The organism is Shewanella sp. Iso12, assembly GCF_012030025.1.
In the GTDB taxonomy this organism is placed as follows: domain Bacteria; phylum Pseudomonadota; class Gammaproteobacteria; order Enterobacterales; family Shewanellaceae; genus Shewanella; species Shewanella algae.
Genome location: NZ_JAAUHW010000008.1, coordinates 60167 through 82060, shown reverse-complemented (window position 1 = coordinate 82060; position 21894 = coordinate 60167). Strand labels below are relative to the sequence as shown.

General features: G+C 54.3%; 15 protein-coding genes. 13 read left to right on the top strand and 2 right to left on the bottom strand.

Features of this window, described 5'->3' with window-relative positions; translation table 11 throughout:
- Positions 1-146 precede the first annotated feature (146 nt).
- On the bottom strand, positions 147-4700 hold the full coding sequence (locus tag HCX89_RS14245) for a biotin carboxylase N-terminal domain-containing protein (protein ID WP_096140983.1): 4554 nt from the start codon (positions 4698-4700) through the stop codon (positions 147-149).
- 121 nt (positions 4701-4821) lie between these two features.
- On the opposite strand from HCX89_RS14245, the gene HCX89_RS14240 reads away from it, so the two are divergent.
- A complete protein-coding gene (locus HCX89_RS14240) occupies positions 4822-5733 on the top strand; it encodes a LysR family transcriptional regulator (protein ID WP_025008920.1) in 912 nt (303 codons plus the stop codon).
- Between the two features lie 131 nt (positions 5734-5864).
- Here the strand turns inward: HCX89_RS14240 and blaOXA are convergent, their stop codons facing one another.
- On the bottom strand, positions 5865-6734 hold the full coding sequence (blaOXA, locus tag HCX89_RS14235; RefSeq protein ID WP_167716497.1) for an OXA-55 family carbapenem-hydrolyzing class D beta-lactamase: 870 nt from the start codon (positions 6732-6734) through the stop codon (positions 5865-5867).
- 268 nt (positions 6735-7002) lie between these two features.
- Here blaOXA and HCX89_RS14230 point away from each other — a divergent pair, with 268 nt between their 5' ends.
- The 12 genes from HCX89_RS14230 (at position 7003) to HCX89_RS14175 (ending at position 21888) form a co-directional block, all read left to right on the top strand.
- Positions 7003-8151: a hypothetical protein gene (locus HCX89_RS14230; protein WP_167716495.1), complete on the top strand. Its 1149-nt coding sequence runs from the start codon at positions 7003-7005 to the stop codon at positions 8149-8151.
- A 72-nt stretch (positions 8152-8223) separates the two neighbouring features.
- A complete protein-coding gene (locus HCX89_RS14225) occupies positions 8224-8793 on the top strand; it encodes a SprT family zinc-dependent metalloprotease (protein ID WP_044735159.1) in 570 nt (189 codons plus the stop codon).
- 92 nt (positions 8794-8885) lie between these two features.
- Positions 8886-9644 carry an endonuclease gene (locus HCX89_RS14220; protein ID WP_044735160.1) on the top strand — a complete coding sequence of 253 codons (759 nt, stop codon included), beginning with the start codon at positions 8886-8888 and terminating at the stop codon, positions 9642-9644.
- A gap of 18 nt (positions 9645-9662) precedes the next feature.
- Positions 9663-10394: a 16S rRNA (uracil(1498)-N(3))-methyltransferase gene (gene rsmE, locus HCX89_RS14215; protein WP_167716493.1), complete on the top strand. Its 732-nt coding sequence runs from the start codon at positions 9663-9665 to the stop codon at positions 10392-10394.
- Positions 10395-10437: 43 nt separating this feature from the next.
- Positions 10438-11397 (top strand): glutathione synthase, encoded by a 960-nt coding sequence (gene gshB, locus HCX89_RS14210; RefSeq protein WP_025889743.1) that lies wholly within the window; start codon positions 10438-10440, stop codon positions 11395-11397.
- 7 nt (positions 11398-11404) lie between these two features.
- Complete coding sequence (locus HCX89_RS14205) at positions 11405-12721, top strand: alkaline phosphatase (RefSeq protein ID WP_167716491.1); 1317 nt, start codon at positions 11405-11407, stop codon at positions 12719-12721.
- A gap of 124 nt (positions 12722-12845) precedes the next feature.
- Entirely contained in the window at positions 12846-13880 is a 1035-nt protein-coding gene (locus HCX89_RS14200; RefSeq protein WP_167716552.1) for a class I SAM-dependent methyltransferase, read from the top strand.
- A gap of 301 nt (positions 13881-14181) precedes the next feature.
- A complete protein-coding gene (locus tag HCX89_RS14195; protein ID WP_167716489.1) occupies positions 14182-15852 on the top strand; it encodes a DUF342 domain-containing protein in 1671 nt (556 codons plus the stop codon).
- Between the two features lie 94 nt (positions 15853-15946).
- Positions 15947-16309, top strand: coding sequence for a DUF4144 family protein (locus HCX89_RS14190; protein WP_054743541.1), 363 nt, complete (start codon positions 15947-15949; stop codon positions 16307-16309).
- 119 nt (positions 16310-16428) lie between these two features.
- Positions 16429-17556: a site-2 protease family protein gene (locus HCX89_RS14185; RefSeq protein ID WP_174539790.1), complete on the top strand. Its 1128-nt coding sequence runs from the start codon at positions 16429-16431 to the stop codon at positions 17554-17556.
- Between the two features lie 196 nt (positions 17557-17752).
- Positions 17753-18814 (top strand): efflux RND transporter periplasmic adaptor subunit, encoded by a 1062-nt coding sequence (locus tag HCX89_RS14180; RefSeq protein WP_167716487.1) that lies wholly within the window; start codon positions 17753-17755, stop codon positions 18812-18814.
- Complete coding sequence (locus HCX89_RS14175) at positions 18814-21888, top strand: efflux RND transporter permease subunit (RefSeq protein WP_167716485.1); 3075 nt, start codon at positions 18814-18816, stop codon at positions 21886-21888. The genes HCX89_RS14180 and HCX89_RS14175 overlap by 1 nt, the downstream gene beginning before the upstream one ends.
- The last annotated feature ends 6 nt before the right edge of the window (positions 21889-21894 follow it).

Below are 21894 nucleotides of genomic sequence, written 5' to 3'. Positions count from 1 at the left end.
CTCCGGCGATTCAGGATACATTCAATATTAGTTCAAAAACATCAGCTTCTGGTCATATGCTGCGCCATCTGAAATTGAATCCAACCGTTAAGAAACAAAAGACCCGCACATGGCGGGCCTTTTCGGGTTACTGACAATCAGCAGCCTCAGTCTTCCACAGGGGAGACCACAAACAGCAGATCGCCTTGAGAGACCTGTTGGCCATTGCTGTTGAGGATCCGCTCAATGCGGTATTTCTTATCCTCTGGATACAGCTCGGCGCCCTTGCGGTTGAAGCCTGCCAGTGTCACCTGAGAGAACATCTTCATCGCTTCGGTCAGTGCCAGCGTTTGATCGACAGTCACTATGTCGCCTTCCTTGACGAAGTCGGCTTCGCCCGGCGCCGGAGAGGTATAGAAGATACCCGCGCCCTGAGCCAACACCTTGAGCTCGTTGGACTCACCCACACGCAGCGATTCGGTATCCACACCTTGAGTTTCGGCGGCGGCTTCCATTTCGGCGATCAGGGCTGGGATATCCAGCTCGGCCATCAGGCGCGGCAGATAGTTGGTGTCATACACGCCTTCACGGAAGGTCTCGTCGGCCAGGATCCGCTTCAGCAGCGGGATGTTGGTGGCGATTCCCTTGATGACCACCTGATCCAGATAGTCATACATCTTGGCAATCACATCGTCCCGGCTTTCACCGCGGATGATGATCTGGGCAATCAGGCTGTCGTAGTATGGCGACACTTCTTTGCCATCGGCCGCGATAGAGATGATTTCCACATCATCGCGCTCGGGCATCACGCACTCAGTGATAAGCCCCGGGTTTGGCACCAGCTGCAGTATGCCCTGGCTATCCAGAGCAGCCTTCTCGGCTGTCACCCGCACTTCCATCGCATAGCCAATTTCCTGCGGCTGCAGATCTTCAATGGAGCGACCGGCTGCCACATCGAATTGCGCGCTGACGATATCAATACCGGAAGTCGCTTCGGTTACCGGGTGCTCTACCTGCAGACGGGTATTCATCTCCATGAAGTAGACTTCGTTGGCATCCAGGTTATAGATGAACTCAACGGTACCTGCGCCCATATAGTCGGTGGCATCACCCAAAGCACGGGTGTATTCCATCACTCTCTGCTTGAGTTCTTCAGGCAGCATGGTGGAACCGGACTCTTCAATCACCTTCTGGTTGTTACGCTGTACCGAGCAGTCACGCAGACCCAGTACCTTGGTGTTGCCGAACTTGTCACGCAGCAACTGGACTTCGATGTGACGCAGTGAAGTCACATATTTTTCCAGGTACAGGTCACCATTACCAAAGGCGGCAGCCGCTTCGGTGGAGGTTTTCTGGAACAGGCCAATCATATCCTCGGGGCGCTTAACCACTTGGATACCCTTACCGCCACCACCTTGTACCGCTTTGAGCAGCACTGGGTAGCCGATTTCGTTGGCCACGTTAACCGCTTGCTCGGCGTTGGTCAGAATACCGTGAGAGCCTGGTACCACGGGCACATTCTGCGCCTGAGAGGTCTTGATGGCGTTGGACTTGTTACCCATGGTTGTCATCGAGTGCACACTTGGGCCAACAAAGTTCACGCCGTTGTTCACACACAGGGCGGCGAACTGTGGGCTTTCCGACAGGAAGCCGATACCTGGGTGCAGTGCGTCTACCTGCTCATACTCGGCCACTTTCAACACTGAATAAGCGTTCAGGTAGGACTCGTCGGAAGTGTTACCGCCGAGACAAACCAGTTTGTCGTTTTCCTTGAGCATGTCGGCAGGAACCGAAGTCATATCAGGATCGGACGCCACCAGTACCACATTAATGCCATTGTCGTGGGCCTTACGGATCAGTTTCACCGCAGTACAGCCTCGGGCATGTACCAGCACCTTGTCGATAGGCTTCATCAGGGCACGAGGATCGTCCTGTACTATCTCTTCGCTGACCTCTTCAACTTCAACCACCAGGGTCGACAGAGCATTGGTCAACACATCACTTATCTCGGCGTTAGGCATAGGCATCAGAGGATCTATGCTCTTGAGCTGTTCATCGAGCTGAGTGCTGAATGGGTTGTTGACCAGGCCATTCATCGCTCCGGGCACCTTGGACAGGTAGTTGGACAGAGTCGAAGTGGATGGCAGGTAAGCAGGTACCACCATCTGACCGGCAAACGGCATATTGGTACCGGACAGATAATAAGTCTGCACCAGAGGGTGAGTCACGAAGGATGCCTGGGCTCCACCGGTACAGTCACCGAAACCGAACATCAGCACAGGCAATTCGTTGTCACGCACGAAACGGGTAATACGGTCGTTCACCACGGCCATGGAGAACAGCGCAGCAGCCCCCTCTTTGGTCTGCATACCGCCGGAGCTGATAAAGCAGATCACCGGCAGCCTGCGCTTGGCACACTCAATAAGCAGCGCAGAGAACTTCTCGGCACTGGCCATATCGAAGGCACCGGCCTGGAAGGCGGTGTTGGATACAGCAACCCCGACACGCAGCGCCTTGCCGCCATGTTCAAAGTCCGCCAGACCCGTGATCAAACCACAGGGGCGAATGCCCTTGTCGAGTGCATCTTCAATAGAGAGACGGAAGCCCGGGAAGTTGAGCAGGTTGGCCGACATCTTGTCGCCATTGATCTCATCGAAGTTCTTGAAGAACTTGGCGATGATATTTTCCCAGGTCATATTGCCGGCTTTCTTCTCGTCACGCAGCACCTTCTGGATCAGCAGATCCTGGTAACCCATGGTCAAACGGTTCCAGAAGTCCTTACGACGACCGATACGCACCGGGTTGATGGCACCTGTGTACTTGCCCTTGTCCTCTTCGCTGTCGAAGTATTCCGGCAGCAGACGCTCAAAGAAGTAAGTCAGGATAACGAACAGCGAATCGTTCAGTTGTGGGAAACCTACACTCTTCCACTGCTCTGTCTTGGTCAGCAGTTCGGCGCGGTTGGACTGTGACATGAAGTACTTCAGCCACTTGTAGAACTTGCTCTTGTCGTTGGCGGTATCCTGAGTGGAAATCGCCCGGTCGATAGACTTGTGCAGCAGGCCATCAACAGACTGACGCGACAGGCTCTTGGCCATCATGGCTTCCTTGGCGATAGAGGCCAGGTTACCCACGACATTGTCGTACAGCGCGTTAAAGATCAGGATGTTGTAACACTGCCAAATGAAGTCTTCACGCAGCTCTTCATTGACCACTACATCCAGTACTGTCAGCTGGTTCAGTTCAGGCCAAGGCGCCTGAGTCACTTCTGCCGGCAGAGTTTCCAGATAGTGGATAAGCCCCTTGAAGTTGTTGGCGGCATTACTCTTCCAACGGTGATACAAAGACCAACCAATGTTGAACAGCAGCGCCTTACGGGCCTTCTTGTAGTTCTCTTTCGGCTCACCCAGGATCAGACGGGTCAGCATGTTACGCTCGGTGGAAACATCATCACGCTTGGAGATGAAGTTACTCCACAGCTTGTTGAGTTCTTCGTCGTAAACCAGCTTATCCGGGCTGGACAGCCAAGCCTGGAACACCTTCTCCTGCTCCTTCTGGATCCGGGCCAACAGATCCCCTTCGGGCACACTCACCTTGGACAGGCGACCATACTGATCCATGGAGATGGAGTGAATACGGCTGCGCAGAGTCAAATAACGCAGATAACGGTAGGCGCTGCCGAACAGGTTAAGGTGCATGGTCGGGCTGATGGCAACCGACATTTCCGCGTTGGACTCCAATGCCTTGAGGCTCTTGGAAGGTTCGAGGAAACGCTTGAGGCTGCGATCATAGTGTTCGCGCAGGTCATCGGATTCTTTTACAAACTGCACTGCGGCGCGTTCAATGGCTTCGATGGCGCTGATGATGGCGCGGCGCAGGTTGTGCTGACGCTCGTCGCGATCATAAGGAGAGAAATCCACAATGCCGTCGATACAACCTGAGGTATAGAGCTCTTCCGGGGACACACCCACAGACTTGGCACACTCCTGCCATGAAAGGTTGTACTTGCGGGCGATGCTCTGCAGGCCCTGAGGCTGAATGGTGTTGAAAATACCATCACGCAGCGACAACAGTATATTGGCCGCCGCCAGTGGGATAGCACCACCCGAGTAGCCGGCGCCAATCACTATACCCAGAGTCGGCACATCGACGTTGGCACTCTCGGCAATCGCCTTGGAAATAGAATGTGCCTGGTTATGGCTGTTGGCCACCTCACCGGCATCGGCTCCGGGGGTATCAATCAGGTAAACTATGGGCATGGACAATTCGGCGAAATGACGAATCGCCTCACAGGCCTGCAGGTGATGTTCCGGCATCCAGGCACCGTTGGCCGTGGTGCGCTCCTGGGCAATAAAGCCGATGCGGCGGTTACGACCACCAAAGTTAAGCTCTATTTCGGCGCTGTAGAATGGGCCGTTGTGGCTCTCGGCGATCATCTTGCCTTTCAGATCGGCAATGATTCGCTTGGCACCTGGGCGGTTCTTGTCCTGGGTAGGCTGGATAACTTTGGCAACATAGCCATCCACATCCAACTGCGCCAATGACTTTAAGTTACTCTGGATGGCATCGTCATCCAACAGACCCTTTATCTCTTCAGAAAGGCTCTGTTTGCTGTGCTCTGGGAACAGCGAAAAATCCTTAGCCAAATGCTCCGCCTGCAGAAACAGGGGATCCGGAGTCTGGGCTTGAGTCGTGTTTGCGGGCTGCTTCTTGCTGGTCATCTATCGATCCTCTGCTAAGCCTCTGAAATTTTTTAGCCAATAAATATACCTTTGTTATCCCGTCAAATGCCATTAAACTGCCTTAGACGCTATGTTCCATTTTTGAGACAGTAATAAAAACATGCCAGATTTGAATGGGATGCTCCTATTTGCAGCAGTGGTCAGAGCAGAAGGCTTCTCTCAGGCGGCTCGTGAAACCGGCCTGCCAAAGTCTACCATTAGCCGAAAAATCGCCCAACTGGAACAACAGCTTGGGGTCCGTCTGCTGCAACGAAATACCCGCTCAATAAGCCTCACTCAGGTGGGCGCGCTCTTTTATCAACACTGTGACAGCATCTGCAACGAAGTGGAAGCGGCAAAGGCCACAATCGAGAATACCCATAACGATGTTTCCGGTTCATTGCGGATTGCAATCCCGGTTTCATTCAGCCAAGAGTTAATCGCCAATCTCTGCAGCGGCTTTATGCGGCTTTATCCCGGGGTCGAACTGGATGTTCAGTTTACCGATGCCGATGTGGGCTTGGTGGGCGAAGGCTATGATATCGCCATCAAGTATGGCCCGCTGCAGCCTTCGGATCTCGTCGCCCGGCTCCTGTTTGAACGTCAGCCGATTCTGGTGGCTGGCCCAGGCTATCTCAAGTCCAAAGGAACGCCGGCAACCCCGAGAGATCTGGCCCGTCACGATGGTATCTTGCTGGGTACCTCACGCTCGGCCCCCATCTGGCCGCTGGGCAAGGGGAGCCGCAAAACCATGGCCAGCTTCAGGCGCCGCACTCGAGTGAACAGTGCCATCATGGTCAAGCAACTGGCACTGGATGACTTTGGCATCGCCATGTTGTCCCATTCGGTATGCAAGAACGAGCTGGCCAGCGGCGCCCTGGTGCCGCTGCTGCAGGAGTGGCCCATAGAACCCTTCAAGGTCTATGGCGTCTATTCCTCCCGTCGACAACTGGCGACCAATATCAGTGTGTTTCTGGACTTCTTTACCAAGCGCTTCAACAGTCAGGAGTCGCTGCAATCTTTGATGATGTAGCCAATCTTTGCAGATGAAGAAGGCTAAAGACCCCAGCCTTGGCCGGGGTCTTATATATGAATCAATAACACAGCACACAAGTTGGCCTTCTCTGACTTATGTCTTGGCTCTCTATTCCGTGCCAGCCAGACTCAAGGCAGCAGCAGTTCCTGCTTGAGCACCTGTTTCACCAGTTGTTGGCGCAACGGTAACTGGCTGGCCGAGGCCAGATCCAGGTTAACGGCGAAATAGACAGTGTTGTCGTCCAACTCCAACCAACCGACCCACCAACCTATGGCCGGCGTACGCCGCACACCATAGCCTGTCTTGGCGCGAATAATATAGTCAGTACTCGCTTCGGTCAGCATCATCTGTTTGACAATTCGCTGGCTGCGCTCGGACACAGGTAACTTGTTGTCATGCAGTTGCCTTAGAAAATCCACTTGTTGAAATGCTGTAATTCTCAGTTGGCCGTCGAGCCAGAAGCTGTCCGCTTGGCCACCGATATCCTGATTGCCATATTCCAGCTGCCGCACCATAGCCGCCATCACTTTGGGGCCTATCTCCCTGGCCAACTGCTGATACACAGGCACCACAGAGTACTTCATTGCGGTGCGAAAACTCTGGTCCCTGTTCCAGGCGGCAATTTCACGAACCTTTCCGTCCCAGCTAAAACGACTGGTTTCATCGCGCACCGCCCCGGTTTCCAACGCAATAAGGCTGGAAGGGATCTTGAAGGTGGAAGCCGGAATAAAGCCTTCGGCGGCGCGACTTAGATTGTTGGAGAGCCCCAAAGAACGCTTTTGATCCCAAAGCAGTAAACTGCCTTTAACACCTGCGGATTCGAACCGTTTGTCCCAGCGGCGTACCTCTTGCCACCCCTCGGCCGTGACCTCAGAGCCGACGTCACTGACCTTGGTCTGCTCAGCTGCCACAGCCTGCGTTTGTTGAGCCAATAAACACAGCAACATGGGCAGCAGCAAACGCTTACTCAGGCGCTTTCTGTGCAAACCTTTATTCATCTCATTCCCCTTTTATTCCCGGCGGCCAAAGCAACAAGCATACAGCCCTGGAGTGAATAATGGTCTGGCAAAGCCCTGCTCAATTGTGGCAACAATCTGGCAAGGTAACAGATAGCTTTCCAGTTGCTGACGAGTGTTGCATACTTGAGGAAGGTCGGATAACGCAGAGAGCCAATGACTGTGCAAGCCACTCTCTACAAAAGAGAATGCCACGAGGACTTATTCGCACCTTCCCTAACTTTAAACTCTATAAGCGAAAGGAACTGCCATGTTTAAGCCCAGCCTGGCCATAGCCCTGCTGTCGGGTACTCTGGTTTCTCTGTCGGCTCAGGCCGGTGTCGAAGAGGATCGCCTGCCTGCCGCCAACGAAAAAATGCCTCAAGTCGTCCAGCGCTATCAGGCATTGACAGATGATCTGGTAACGAAATACCGCCAACATACCGATGAGCTCAAGGTTACCCAGATGGTGGCGCACCAGGGGCAACGCCTGTGGCAACAGGCGGTCAGAGATGTGCAGTCAGGTCACAGCGACGACCGCTCCCTTTACTGGAGCCGGTTGCAGATGCGAGCAGAGCTGGGCAAACAGTCGCCCAAGTTCAATATCGCCTCCTGGCAAAGAGAAATACTGACCAAGGCGGTGGAAAAGTCATCCCGAGGCTTCAGCGATATTGACTTTAAGGATGATGCCAGCATCAAGATACTGCTGACCGGATTCGACCCCTTCTTTCTCGATCGCAATATAGAGCAGAGCAACCCTTCAGGTCTGGTTGCCCTGGCATTGGATGGTTACCGCTTCTCGGTTAACGGCCGCCAGGCACAGATAGAGACAGTGATGATCCCGGTACGTTTCGCTGACTTTGATGAGGGCATCATAGAGTCGCTGTTAACCCCGGTTTATCGCGACAAGAGTGTCGACATGGTGGTCACTGTCAGTATGGGGCGCAGCGACTTCGATCTGGAACGCTTTCCGGGCCGCAACCGCAGCGCCGAAGCCCCGGACAACCGCAATGTTTTTACCGGCGCCAGTAAACAGCGACCTCTGCCACCCAAACTGGAAAACGACACCCTCAATGGCCCTGAGTTTGTCGAGTTCTCCCTGCCGGTAGCAGCCATGCAGAGCGTAGACGGCCGCTGGAAAACCAACGACAACCATACTGTCAGCACCCTTTCCCGTGGCGAGTTTCAGGCAAGCAGCCTGAGCGAATTGCAAAACAGCACTTCGGTGGAGGGGTCTGGCGGCGGTTACCTGTCCAATGAGATCTCCTACCGGGCTATCCTGCTGCAAAACCAACTCGGCAGCCGCATTCCCACCGGGCATATTCATACCCCGAGAATTGCCGGTTTCGAACCCGCTACCGAAGAAGCGATAGTCGAGCAGGTCAAAGCCATGCTGACAGCGGCGGCCAAAAGTTTATAATCCCTGACTCAACAGAGGCGCAGTTGCGCCTCTGTTTATTCGCCGTCAATTAATGCTAATTCGAGTTTTCCCATGCTGAGTCAGTTGTTCAGATCCCTTAAAAACGCCGGCACTTCTGAATACAACCAAGCACCTGAGCCACAGCCTCAAGCTGCCGCTAGTGAGGCGCAGCAGGCAGTGCTCGATGCAATAGAACTTTGCTATCTCAAGGCTGAGGCCGCCCTGGGCCGAGCGCTAAAGCGCCCTTCGGTCAGCTTTGCCCTGCGAGGCCGCAGCGCCGGTACCGCTCATCCAACCGAGAACCGCTTGCGCTTCAATCCGGTGCTACTGGAGCAAAACCTGCACACCTTCACCCATGAGGTGGTTCCACACGAGATTTGCCACCTGCTCTGTTTCCAACTGCATGGCAAGACCCGACCTCATGGCAAGGAGTGGCAAAGCCTGATGCGGCGGATTTATGGCCTGGCGCCGCGTACCACTCACTCGATGGATATCAGCTCGGTCAAACCCAGAACCCTGCCCTATCAATGTGGCTGCGGTGTAGTAGAGCTGAGCATTCGCCGTCATAACAAGGTCGTGCGGGGCCAGGCTAAATATCAATGCCGCCGCTGCGGCCAACTGCTTAGCCCTCAGCCATCCTGAGCCAAGTTGCCAAGCCTGGCGGCTTCTTTTACTATCTGCTGCAACAATTCCAAGTCTGGCACCTGAGGTATCGGCTGTCGGCACCCGAAGTTATGATTTTAGGGAATAGCGTGATTTCATTGCACCTGCGGCCACTCGTGGCCCTGCCGCTGCTTTTGGCGGCCTCTTCTGTGCTGGCATCGCCCAGCCATCCAAGCAGTTTTTCCGAAGCCAAGAAACGCGCCAAGGTGATTTACAGTCAAACGCTGCCGGCAGTCAGTTTCTACTGTGGCTGTGCCATCAAAATGGAAGGCAAGAAATGGCAGCCGGATTTGGCAAGTTGCGGTTATCAGATTCGCAAACAAGAGACCCGTGCCAACCGCATCGAATGGGAGCACATAGTACCTGCCTGGGAGTTTGGCCATCAGTTGCAGTGCTGGCAAAACGGCGGCCGTAAGAACTGCAGCAGCAAAGATAAGACCTTTAAGCGCATGGAGGCCGACCTGCACAATCTGGTGCCTGCAGTGGGTGAGGTCAATGGCGACAGATCCAACTTCAGGTTCAGTCAGTGGAACGCCAAGCCAAGCCAATATGGCCAGTGTCAGATGACAGTCGACTTCAAGGGCCGTAAGGCAGAACCGCCAGCGCAGGCAAGAGGACGCATCGCCCGTACCTACCTTTATATGCAGCAGACCTATGGGCTCAAGATAGCCTCCAGCCAATTAAAGTTGTTCAAGGCGTGGGACAAAAGCTATCCAGTTGATACTATTGAGTGCCGGCGAGATCAGGTAATAGCCGCCTCTCAGGGCAATCACAACCCATTGGTGCAGAAAGCCTGCAACCAAAGCGGCCTCAGCGGCAGCGCAGAATAAGCCTAAGGAATACAGAGCATGAGAGTGCCGAGAATTTATCACACAGGCCCGATAACCCCAGGCCAAGTTCTGTCATTGGATGATGATGCCAGCGCCCATGTCGGCCGAGTGCTGCGCATGAGCAGCGGCGAGCAGATAAGCCTGTTCAATGGTGACGGCAAAGACTATCTGGCCACTATCGTCAGCGCCGGAAAGAAAGCCGTGGATGTACACGTGCTGTCTGCCATGGACAATCCCTCTGAGTCCCCCCTGGATCTGCACCTTGGGCAAGTGATCTCCCGCGGCGATCGCATGGACTTCACCTTACAAAAATCGGTAGAGTTGGGGGTTAACACCATCACGCCACTGTTTTCAGAGCGTTGCGGCGTTAAACTCAGCGGCGACAGGTTGGAAAAGAAACTGCAGCAGTGGCAAAAAATTGTTATCAGCGCCTGTGAGCAATCCGGCCGTAGCCGGGTCCCTGAAGTGAGACCGGTAATGGAGCTGGCAGCATGGTGCGCCGAGCCGACAACGGCACTGAAACTCAATCTGCATCCCAGAGCCGCTCACGGCATCAATGGCCTTGAACTGCCAAACAACAAGGTGCGGCTCTTGATAGGTCCGGAAGGCGGCCTGTCGGAGCAGGAAATTGCCATGACAGAAACCCAGGCATTTACCGAAGTCCTGCTCGGCCCCAGAGTACTGCGCACCGAAACCGCGGCGCTAACCGCCATTACCGCATTGCAGCTCAGATTCGGCGATCTGGGCTAACCATTTTCCGCCCTGAGGGCGCAACGAATAAAGGAAAGGCATCATGATCAAGCTCGGCATAGTGATGGACCCCATCAAGGATATCAACATCAAGAAAGACTCCAGCTTCGCCATGTTGTTGGCGGCGCAGTCCCGCGGCTATGAGCTCTTCTATATGGAGATGCAGGATCTGGCACTGCTGCAGGGTGAAGCCTGGGCCAAGATGCGGCCGCTCAAGGTTCAGGAAGATCCCACTGATTGGTACCAGTTGGGTGAAGCGACCGACACGCCGCTCAAGGAGCTGGATGTGATTCTGATGCGTAAGGACCCACCGTTCGATACCGAATATATCTACGCCACTTACATGCTGGAGCGCGCCGAAGAGGCCGGGGTATTAATAGTCAACAAGCCACAGAGCCTGCGTGATGCCAATGAAAAGCTGTTTACCGCCTGGTTCAGCCAGTTTACCCCCACGACACTCGTCAGCCGCGATCCGCAGCGGTTACGCGCTTTCCATGCCCAGCATGGCGATGTGATCCTCAAGCCATTGGACGGCATGGGCGGCACATCCATATTCAGGGTCAAGCAGGACGACCCCAACCTGGGGGTTATCATAGAAACCCTGACAGATTACGGCCAAAACTATGCCATGGCGCAGGTGTTTATTCCCGAGATCACCAAGGGTGACAAGCGTATTCTGGTCATCGACGGCGAGCCTGTACCCTACTGTTTGGCGCGTATCCCCAAGAAGGGCGAAACCCGCGGTAACCTGGCGGCCGGTGGCAGCGGTGTTGCCCAGCCTCTGTCAGAAAGTGACTGGGCCATTGCCAGAGCCCTGGGCCCTGAGCTTAAAAAGCGCGGCCTGATCTTCGTCGGTCTGGATGTGATTGGGGATAAGCTCACCGAAATCAATGTCACCAGCCCAACTTGCATCAAAGAGATTGAAGCGGCTTTCGATGTCAATATCACCGGCATGCTGATGAATGCCATTGAGCAAAGACTGCAACAAAAACAACAAGGATGAGACTCTGATGAAACTGAGCCAACTCACGGGCGCATTGCTGGGGCTGTCATTGCTGCTGCCACTGACAGCCGATGCCAATCAGTTGCCCAATCCCGCCCCTTCCAGACCCCAAAATATCGTGATCATGGTCGGTGATGGCATGGGGCCGGCTTATACCAGCGCCTACCGGTATTTCAATGACAACCCGGATACCGAAGAGATAGAACAGACGGTATTTGATCGCCTGTTGGTCGGTATGGCCAGTACCTACCCCGCCAGAGTCAGTGGCTATGTCACCGACTCCGCCGCCGCGGCAACTGCGCTGGCAACCGGAGTAAAAAGCTATAACGGCGCCATCTCGGTCGACACCCAGAAGCAGCCGATCCCAACCATAATGGAAAAGGCCAAGCAGCGGGGCATGAGCACGGGAGTGGCGGTCACTTCCCAGATAAATCACGCCACACCGGCGGCCTTTCTGTCTCACAGCGAAAGTCGCAAAAACTATGCTGAGCTGGCCAACAAGTATCTGGAGACGGATGCCGATGTGATGCTGGGGGGCGGCCAGAAATACTTCGATCAGGAGCTGCTGGCCAAGTTTGATGCCAAGGGCTATCAAATTTTGCATGAGTTCAGCGCGCTTGAAAGCATCAAACAGCCCAAGGTAATGGGCCTGTTTGCCGAAGTGCAACTGCCCTGGGTGCTGGACGACAAGAACGGCCATCGCCTCAGCACCATGACAGGCAAGGCACTGGAGCTCTTGTCACAAAACCCCAACGGCTTTGTGTTGCTGGTTGAAGGCAGCCTGATCGACTGGGCCGGTCACAACAACGACATCGCCGCCGCCATGGCGGAGATGGATGAATTTGCCCATACCATGGAAGTGGTCGAACAGTTCGTGCGCCAAAACCCCAATACCCTGATGGTGGCCACCGCAGATCACAATACCGGTGGTCTCTCCATCGGCAGCAAGGGCAAATATGCCTGGAACCCAGAGGTGCTCAAGGGGCTGTCTGCCAGTATTGATACCCTGGCCGCCGCTGCGTTGACCGCAGAAGACTGGCAAGCGCCGCTGGCTCAAGGCCTGGGTTTTGAGCTGGAACCCGCGTTGCTTGAACAATTGACCAAGGCCAGAATGCAAGGCAAAGAGACGCTGGCCAGCGCTATCAAACAGGAAGTGGATCGCCGCTCCAACACCGGCTGGACCACCGGCGGCCATACGGGTACAGATGTGCAGGTGTTTGCCACAGGCCCGGGCGCCGAGCTGTTTATCGGCAACCAGGACAACACGGATATCGCCTCCAAACTGATAAGCTTACTGCCCAAAGGGCAAAGGGCTGCTCAGTAATGCTTAACCTTGCAAAAAGCGGCCTTGGCCGCTTTTTTTATGTTTGCCGGCCATAACTCTTGCCCGCTGCCGCCACTGATTGGCTATAATGCGCGGCAGATTTTATCCTTGGAAGTCCCCAATGTTGCTGACACCGCCATCGCAATTACTGCTGCGCAACAGTGCGCTATTTGAAGGCCAAAGCCTGCTGCTGCTCAACCATGAGAGCGACAGCTGCGCCAGAGAGCTTTTGAACCTGTGCCCGAGAGTCGATGCCCTGGCGCTGGATTTCAATCACTTCCAACAGCTTAAGTCGCAAGCCAAGGCCGAGCTTCATTGTTACTTTGGCCACCAGTTGCCCCATACTGACAGGTTCGAGACGGTTGTGGTCTACTACCCCAAGGCCAAGCCGCTGCTCGCTTATCTGCTGGAACTGGCGGCGCTGCACCTGCAACCGGGAGGTCAACTACTGGTCATAGGGGAAAACAAAGGCGGGATAAAGTCGTTTGCCAAACAGCAAAGCCGCTGGTTCAGCAATGCGGCCAAACTGGACAACGCCCGTCACTGCCTGCTGTTTGCCGCCGAGGCCATCGCCAGCCCAACGGCGCTGGATATTGACGCCTTTGTCAGCCATTACAGCTTGCCCACTCCCCAAGGGGACATACAAATCTGCAATATGGCCGGGGTATTCAGTGAAAAACGCCTGGATCTGGGCACTGAGCTGTTGCTGTCTCATCTGCCCAAGCTCGAGGGCCGGGTACTGGACTTTGGCTGCGGCGCCGGAGTGATTGCCGCCGCCCTGCTCAAGGTCCAACCTGAGCTTAATCTGGATTGTGTCGACATCAACGCCATGGCACTGCTGTCCTGTGAGCTGACACTGAAGGCCAACGGCCTGAGCGCCAAAGTCTATCCATCCGATGGCTTGAGCGCCACTCAGGGCGAGTTCGACGCCATCATCTCCAACCCGCCGTTTCACGATGGCTTGGCAGCCACCACCCAGATTGCCGAAAGCTTTATCGCCGACAGCGCCAACAGGTTAAAGGACAGAGGAGTATGGCAGATAGTGGCCAATCGTCACCTGCCCTACAGCGACACAATCGCGGCCCATTTCGGGAACGTGAACGTGGTTGCCGAAAACAACAAATACAAGCTTTACCGGAATATCAGTAACAAAAAGTAACGTCGGGCAATTTTGGTAACTTTTCGCTAAGAGATCAAAGATTTTTATAAGTATTCAAGGCTATTATCTTTTGAGCAACTGCTAATAATATGTTAACAACAGGCTTCGTTTTGGCGAGCTTATGTTGCTATACTCAACAGCAGTCGGGAAAATAATAATAGTACCATTCCGTACAGGAGTTGATTCAGTCGATACGCGCCTGTTGTCTCGCCATAGCATAGTTATGGCGTCAACAAACAGCTTGGTACTCGATGTTTAAACTTCGAAAAGGAAGGGTATAACTAACCTGGATAACTTTAATATGCTGGCGCCGGATCTCGTTGAACTCAGCAGCAATAAGCAATTTGCCGAGCTGAGGCTCATCCCCAAAACCCATGGCCCCGTAACCGAGGAAGCCATTCGTCATCTATTGGCCCTACCAGACTTCGCCAATCTCTGTCCGCTGGACAGTCAAATCGCCAAAGCCGTCAAGGACGTCAATAAGCTTTACGCCGAAGAAGATGGTCAGTTCGAGCAGTTCTTTCAGATAGCCGAGCGCCGTGACGGCCAGATATCACTCCAGCCCAGTAAAGATAAGATGCAAGCCGGTATGACTCTCGCTGCCGCCTGGGGCGGTAAAGAGATCACCTTGCCGGACATTCTTCGCCGCCTGAAAGAAGAGAAGATCTGCATGGGACTGTCGAAAATCAAGATAGAAACCATGCTCAAACGCCTGAAGCAGAGTAAACCGGGCGAAACCATAGAAGGCACTATTGCCTGTGGCAAGGCGGCGGTGAACGGCAACCATGCCAGATTGGATCGCAAAGTGCCCCTGGCCCGTGAGCGCCTGCTGCACCCACAGGAGCGGGAGGATGGCACAGTGGACATGCGTAACCTGGGCGCAGTCATCATGGTCAATGCCGGTGATCTCTTGATGGAAAGGATCCCCGCCACTCAGGGCACCCCAGGATACAATGTCTTCGGCGAAGTATTGCCGGCCAAGCCGGGGAAAGATCTGGAGATGGTGGCCGGCAAAGGTACAGAGTTCAACGCCAAAGACAGCAATAAGCTTATCGCCACGGTTGCCGGTCAGCCGGTGGAAGTCCGCAACGGCATGCAAGTAGATGATGTATTGCAGATAAAAGATGTGGACGTGGGCTACGGCAATGTCGACTTCAAGGGCAGTATTCTTATCAGTGGTGACGTCCACGAGGGGATGCAGGTCAAGAGCAGTGGCGATATCACTGTAATGGGTTTTGTCGACTCGGCATCCTTGATGGCCGAAGGGGATGTAACCGTCAGCAAGGGCATCATAGGCAGGCAGATCCGCGCCAATGAGTTGTCGACCCAAATCAGAGCCAAGGGGCAGATATCGGCCCAGTTTGTGCAATATTCCGATCTCCAATGCCAGGGCGATATCCTGGTGACCAAGCAGCTGCTGCACAGCAATAGTCGTACCGACAGTAAACTCACAGTCAGCGACGCCAACGGCCGCCGCGGAGATCTGGTGGGAGGAATTGCCAAGGCGGAAAAAGGCATCAAGGCCGTCGCCATAGGTGCCACAGCCGATACCAAGACAGATCTCTTCTGCGCCATGCGTTTGGGGGAGTACCGCCAAAACCTCAAAGATCTGGAAGAAAGTGTCCGGGTTTTGGTGGTAGCCGGTTTGGATATGGAAGCCAGACTGAGAAAACTGCCACCCAAGAGCGAATGGCAGGCAGATCCGGCCATGGTCGAGCAGGTCAAAATGATGCTGGAAGAGAAACACCGTGTCGATGATGAGCGAGTGCGGGAAGAAACCGAACTCGAGCTGCTGAAGGCGGAAACCGAAGGCTACTATCGCCATTACTTTGTCGAAGCCCTGAAGCATATCTACTCCAATGTGGAAATTCACATAGGCCCGGCGCAACAGCGCACCCAGAGGGAACATGGCCCCTGTGTGGTTCAAAACCAAAACGGAGAAGTCCATTTCGACTACAGCAGTCGCGGCTGATATTAAACCGGGCCTCGGTTCTACGCGGGATAATTAATCGCAACGCCAGGCCGTTGTGATATGGTGTTGGGGACAGCTTATTCCTGGAGCCCCTATGACACAGCCAGCCTGGCCAGCCATTCTGAAACCGGCAGATTCGGACGAACTGGTGTATCTCGAGAATGAAAGAGACTGGCTGGAATATATCTGCCTGAATCAACACCTGAGTTGCCAGGGCGATCAACTGATAGATTCCGGCGGCTTATGTTATCCCATACTTCCGGCCATTCGCTGTGACGAACCTGTACTGGCCTCATTGCCACAAATAGGCCCGAGCCATGCACAGCTCGAACTCACAGATCTCAAGCTGTTGGTGCAAAAGCACGCCGCCGCGCTCGGCAGTTGCTGCGTCGCCAAGTTAGCCTTTATCACTTTTCCCCAAGGACTGGAGATGGTGCGTTATCTGGACAGTCTCTAAGGCGTTCTGGCAAAGGGCTTGGGCCATTTACTGCGAACTGCGCCTTGTATCCAAACCTGTAAGCCGATGCAGAGCCCCCACGGACATGTTCGCACCTTCCCTGACAAAGCCCGGTGCCCATGGGTATAATCGGCGCGTTTTCTCTCACCGGAGTCATAGATTTGCAACTTCTGAAAATAGATTGCTTAGGGAAGCCCCTGAGGCTGGAAGGTTCCATGGCGGGTTGGCAGCAACTTTTTTGGGATAACCAATTAGTCTCACAACAAGCCGCCAGCGCCGATGACCAAGGCATTGGCAGCCATGAGTTCAGCCTCAGTCGCGCCGATGGCAGCAGCATCAAGGTATGCCTGGAAACCCAGCTCAACTGGCAACCCTTTGAGCTGAGCTATCGCTTGCTCATCGATGAGCAAGTCACGATTGAAGGCAGCCGCAATAGCAAAGATATTGAGCGGCAAACACCGGACATAGCGCCGGTAAAACAGCAGAAACTGAGTCTAGTGGGGCTGGTGTCTCTGGGCTTCAAACTGCTCAAGAGCGCCAAGGTGATCAAGGTAGTCCTGGCAGGAGCCAGTATTGCCGCCTACTCCTGGCTGTTTTCCCTGCAGTTTGCCCTGGCTCTGATAGCCTGCCTGGTGTTTCACGAGTACGGCCATATCCGAGCGATGAAATATTTTGGCATGAAGACCAAGGGTATCTACCTCATCCCCTTCATGGGCGGCCTGGCCTTGTCCGATGAGAAGATCAACACCCGCTGGCAAGACGTGGTGATCTCCATCATGGGGCCAACCTTTGGCCTGTTGATGTCCCTGGCGGCACTCGTGGCCTACTGGATCACAGGCAATCCCTTCTTTGCCGGTCTGGCGGCCTTCAACGCCTTGCTCAACCTGTTCAACCTGCTGCCTATTTTGCCGCTCGATGGCGGGCATATTCTCAAGAGCATCAGCTTTTCGATGAACAGCGCCATCGGCCTTATCGCCTGTATTCTGGGTGCTGCCATAGGGGTATTTATCAGCTACAGTCTGGGGCTGGCACTGCTGGGGTTCCTGTTGTTGATAGGCAGCGCCGAGATTCTGTTTGAGTGGAAACAGCGTCATCACAGTCATCTGTTACCGCTGGACAGGTATGGGCAAGTGTTTTCCATTGTCTGGTATCTACTGACAGTGGCGGCCCTGGTGGCCGTTATCTGGCATCTGGCCGGCAGCGGTGATGACATGCTGGGACTGCCACTCAAGATATTGCAAAGCTGATTTAACACTCAGGTTGCAAGGCTGCCACAGATGCGCGTCCTGGGTGCTACATTCAGGCAAATTAGTGCCTGAAAATCTCTATTGGGATCAAAAATCACAAAGATAGATCACCAATGCCTTAAATTGTCGGAATGCCCTGGATCCTGATTAAGGTAAACTGAATTGCTTACCGCTTAATCCATGATACAGGGCGTTTATGAAAACACTTTCAGGCTCCAGTCTTTGGTTACTGATCTTTTGTCTGCCAATTTCCCTATCACTCTCGGCGCAGGAGGTTCAACCCCCTCCGGTAACCGTAGAAGCGGTGAAACAGGCATCCTTTAGAGATGTCGCCAACGAAGTCGGTAAAATTCGGGCTATCGACTCTGTGGCCCTCAGTTTCAACGCCAGCGCCAAACTCACGGCGATCCACTTCAAAAACGGAGACATGGTCAAGCAGGGTGACTTGATTGCCGAGCTCGACAGTGTCAAGGCGCAAGCCGATGTCGACAAGGCCCGCAGCACGCTGGCTCTGGCGAAAACCAAACTGGAGCGAGTCAGAGGCCTGCTGGCCAAAGAGCCGGATTCACTGTCAAAACAAGATGTGGATGAGCTGGAAGAAAATGTGCAACTGGCCGCCGCCGATTTCAAACAGAAACAGGCCACCCTCGCCGATTACAGCCTCATCGCCCCCTTCGATGGCCAATTAACTTCCTTTACTCCCTCTATCGGTGCCCAAATAACCGCAGAGACACCTCTGGTAACCCTGTACCGCTTGGATCCGGTTGAAGTGCATTTTGCCATCAGCCAAATCGAGTTCGGCAAGGCGCAGCGCGGTCAGGAGGTGCATCTCACAGTGGAGGCCTACAAGGGACGCGAGTTCAAAGGGCTGGTCAGCTATGTGGCGCCGGCAGTCGATGAGAGTTCGGGCCGGGTGGAGGTTCATGCGCAACTGAGCAACCCGGATCATGCCTTGGCTCCCGGAATGTTTGCCAACGTAAAGCAGATATTCAGCAAGGGGATCAAGCACTTGTTGGTGCCACAAAATTCCGTCATTGCCAATAATGAAGAACGCTTTGTCTGGGTACTGCAAGGCGACAAAGTCAGCAAGCGCCCTGTGTCACTTGGGCGCAACACCAATGACGGTTATGTCATCATCAAGTCGGGGCTGCAAAACTCAGATACTGTGGTGCGAACAGGCATGCAGAACCTGCAAGAGGGAGGTGAAGTCAGAGTCCTGACCAACGCCTTATTGGCCACCGAAGAGGACCAACTCTGATGCGCCTGCCGGAAATCTGTATTCGCCACCCAATTTTCGCCTCGGTGATCAGCATAATGATAGTGCTGATCGGCCTGGTGTCTTTCGGCAAACTGCCGATTCAATACTTCCCTGACTACAACACTCACTCGGCTTCGGTCAGCGCATCCATCAATGGCGCCAGCGCCGAATTCATGTCCGAGAATGTCGCCGATAAGCTTATCGACGCCGCCTCCGGGCTGGATAAGGTCGATACCATGACCACCGACTGTCAGGAAGGCAGCTGCACTCTGTCCATCAACTTCAGCAAAGAGATAGATGACATCGAATACACCAATTTGATGAACAAGCTGCGCTCCAGCGTTGAAGCCATCAACGACTTTCCCCAAAGCATGATAGACAAGCCCAGAGTGACAGATGACGTGTCGGCGACCCATTCCGCCAGCAATATCATCAGCTTTGTCAACGAGGGCGGTATGACCAAGCAGCAGATGTATGATTACATCAGCCAGCAACTTGTACCTCAATTCAAACATCTGTCCGGTGTAGGCGCCGTATGGGGCCCCTATGGAGGCTCACAGCGCGCCGCCAGGGTTTGGCTTAACCCGGATCAGATGAAGGCGCTCAATATCAAGACCGCCGATGTGGTGGCCACCCTGAGCACCTACAACGCCACTTTTACCTCGGGCACCATAGTGGGCAAGTCCCGCGACTTCTCCATCAACCCACTCAGCCAGGTTGAAAACATAGAAGATATTCGCGATCTGGTGATCCGGGTCGATAACGGCAAAATAATCCGGGTGAAGGATATCGCCAATGTCGTGATGGGCGAAGAGAACCTGCGGCCCAGCCTTTTGAGCATTGGCGGACATCAGGCGATGTCGCTGCAAATACTGCCGCTGGCCAACGCCAACCCTGTGACAGTGGCACAAACCATACGTGCCGAAATCGACAGGATGCAACACCAGTTGCCGGCCGGTCTCAAGATGCAGTTGGTCTATAACCAAGCCGACTTCATTCAAGCCTCTATCGAAGAGGGCTTCTCTACCTTACTGGAAGCCATAGTGCTGGTGTCCCTGATTGTGGTGCTGTTTCTCGGCTCACTCAGAGCCGCTTCAATTCCGATTATCACCATTCCCGTCTGTGTCATAGGGGTATTTGCCGTTATGGCCTGGCTGGGGTTCAGTATCAATGTACTGACCATATTGGCAATCATCCTCGCCATAGGTCTGGTGGTGGACGACGCCATAGTGGTGGTGGAAAACTGCTACCGCCATATAGAAAAAGGTGAAACGCCTTTTAATGCTGCAATCAAGGGCAGCCAGGAGATCATCTTTCCCATCATAGCCATGACATTGACACTGGCTGCCGTTTATCTGCCGATAGGTTTGATGTCCGGACTGACGGCCGATCTGTTCCGCCAGTTTTCCTTCACTCTGGCGGCGGCGGTGATCATCTCAGGGGTGGTGGCCTTGACCCTCTCGCCCATGATGAGTGCCTATTTGATTCAGCAAAGCCACAAACACCCGGCCTGGTTTCAGCGGGTCGAGTTGGGGCTGGAGCGTTTGATTGAGCGCTACAGCCAGGAACTGGAGCTCTGGTTCAACCGTAAGCGTCTGTTGGCCGCAATCGCCTTGCTGCTGGTCGTTTCGGGTGGCGTACTCTATTGGTACATGCCCAAGGTACTGCTGCCCACAGAAGACAGCGGCTTTATTGACGCCAGCGCCAAGGGCCCCACAGGTGTTGGCCGCCAATATCACCTGAATCACAACGCCGAGCTCAACAGCGTTATGGATGACAACCCCAATGTAGCCGCCAATCTGGCTTATATCGAAGGCGGCCCGGTCAACCATGTGCTGCTGAAACCTTGGGGAGAACGCAGCGACACCGCCGCCGAAGTGATAGATCAACTGATAGCCAAAGCCAAACAGCAGGTGTCGGCCTACAACATGTCGTTCAGTGTTCGCTCCGCCGACGGTTTGAATATCCCCACCAATCTGCAACTGCAGTTGATGACGCTGGACAGAGACAAAGATGCCTTGGCCCACACCGCCGAGAAGGTGGTTAAGCTGCTGGAGGACTATCCCGGGCTGACCAATATCAACAACTCGACCCTCAGGGACTTGCCACGCTTCGATCTCAGCATAGATCGCAATGCGGTGATCCTTTCCGGCGCCAGCTACAGCGATGTGACCAATGCGCTGTCGACCTTTTTAGGCTCGGTCAAAGCCGCCGATCTGCACTCGGACGACGGCTTCACCTACCCTATCCAGGTTCAGGTTAACCTGGAGATGCTGGGCGACTTCAATGTGCTCAGTAAGCTGTATGTCACCTCTGAATCGGGTGAGGCGCTGCCGCTGTCGCAATTTGTCACCATAAAGCAGGCAACCGCTGAGTCGAATATCAAGACCTTTATGGGTCGCGACGCCGCCCTGATCAGCGCCGATCTTATGCCGGGTTACTCCCCGGGAGAGATCAAACTCTGGCTGGATGAGCAACTGCCGTCGCTGCTGGCTCCATCACAGGGCTATGCCTACAACGGCATAATCAAAGAACTGATGGACTCCCAGGCAGGCACTCAGTCACTGTTTTTGCTGGCTTTGGTGTTTATCTATCTGATCCTGGCGGCGCAGTTTGAGAGCTTTGTCGATCCCTTGATCATTCTCCTCACTGTGCCCCTGTGTCTGGTGGGAGCCTTGCTGACTCTCAACCTCTTTGGCCAGAGTATGAATATCTATTCCCAGATAGGTTTGTTGACTCTGGTAGGCCTGGTAACCAAACACGGGATCTTGCTGGTCGAGTTCGCCAATAAGCAGCGTCAGGCCGGCAAAAGTGCCCTCGATGCCGCCATGGCCAGCGCCCGCTCAAGGCTGCGTCCTATTTTGATGACCTCGCTGGCAATGATCCTCAGCGCCATCCCATTGGCCATAGCCTCTGGCCCCGGCTCTCTTGGACGGATAAACATAGGCCTGGTCTTGGTGGGTGGCTTGTTGATGGGCACCTTCTTCTCGCTGTTTGTGGTGCCTGTGGCCTACTTGGCTATGAGCCAGTTAAAACAAAAAGATGTGCTGGCCAAGCTCAGAGGCAAGATCTAAGTTTTC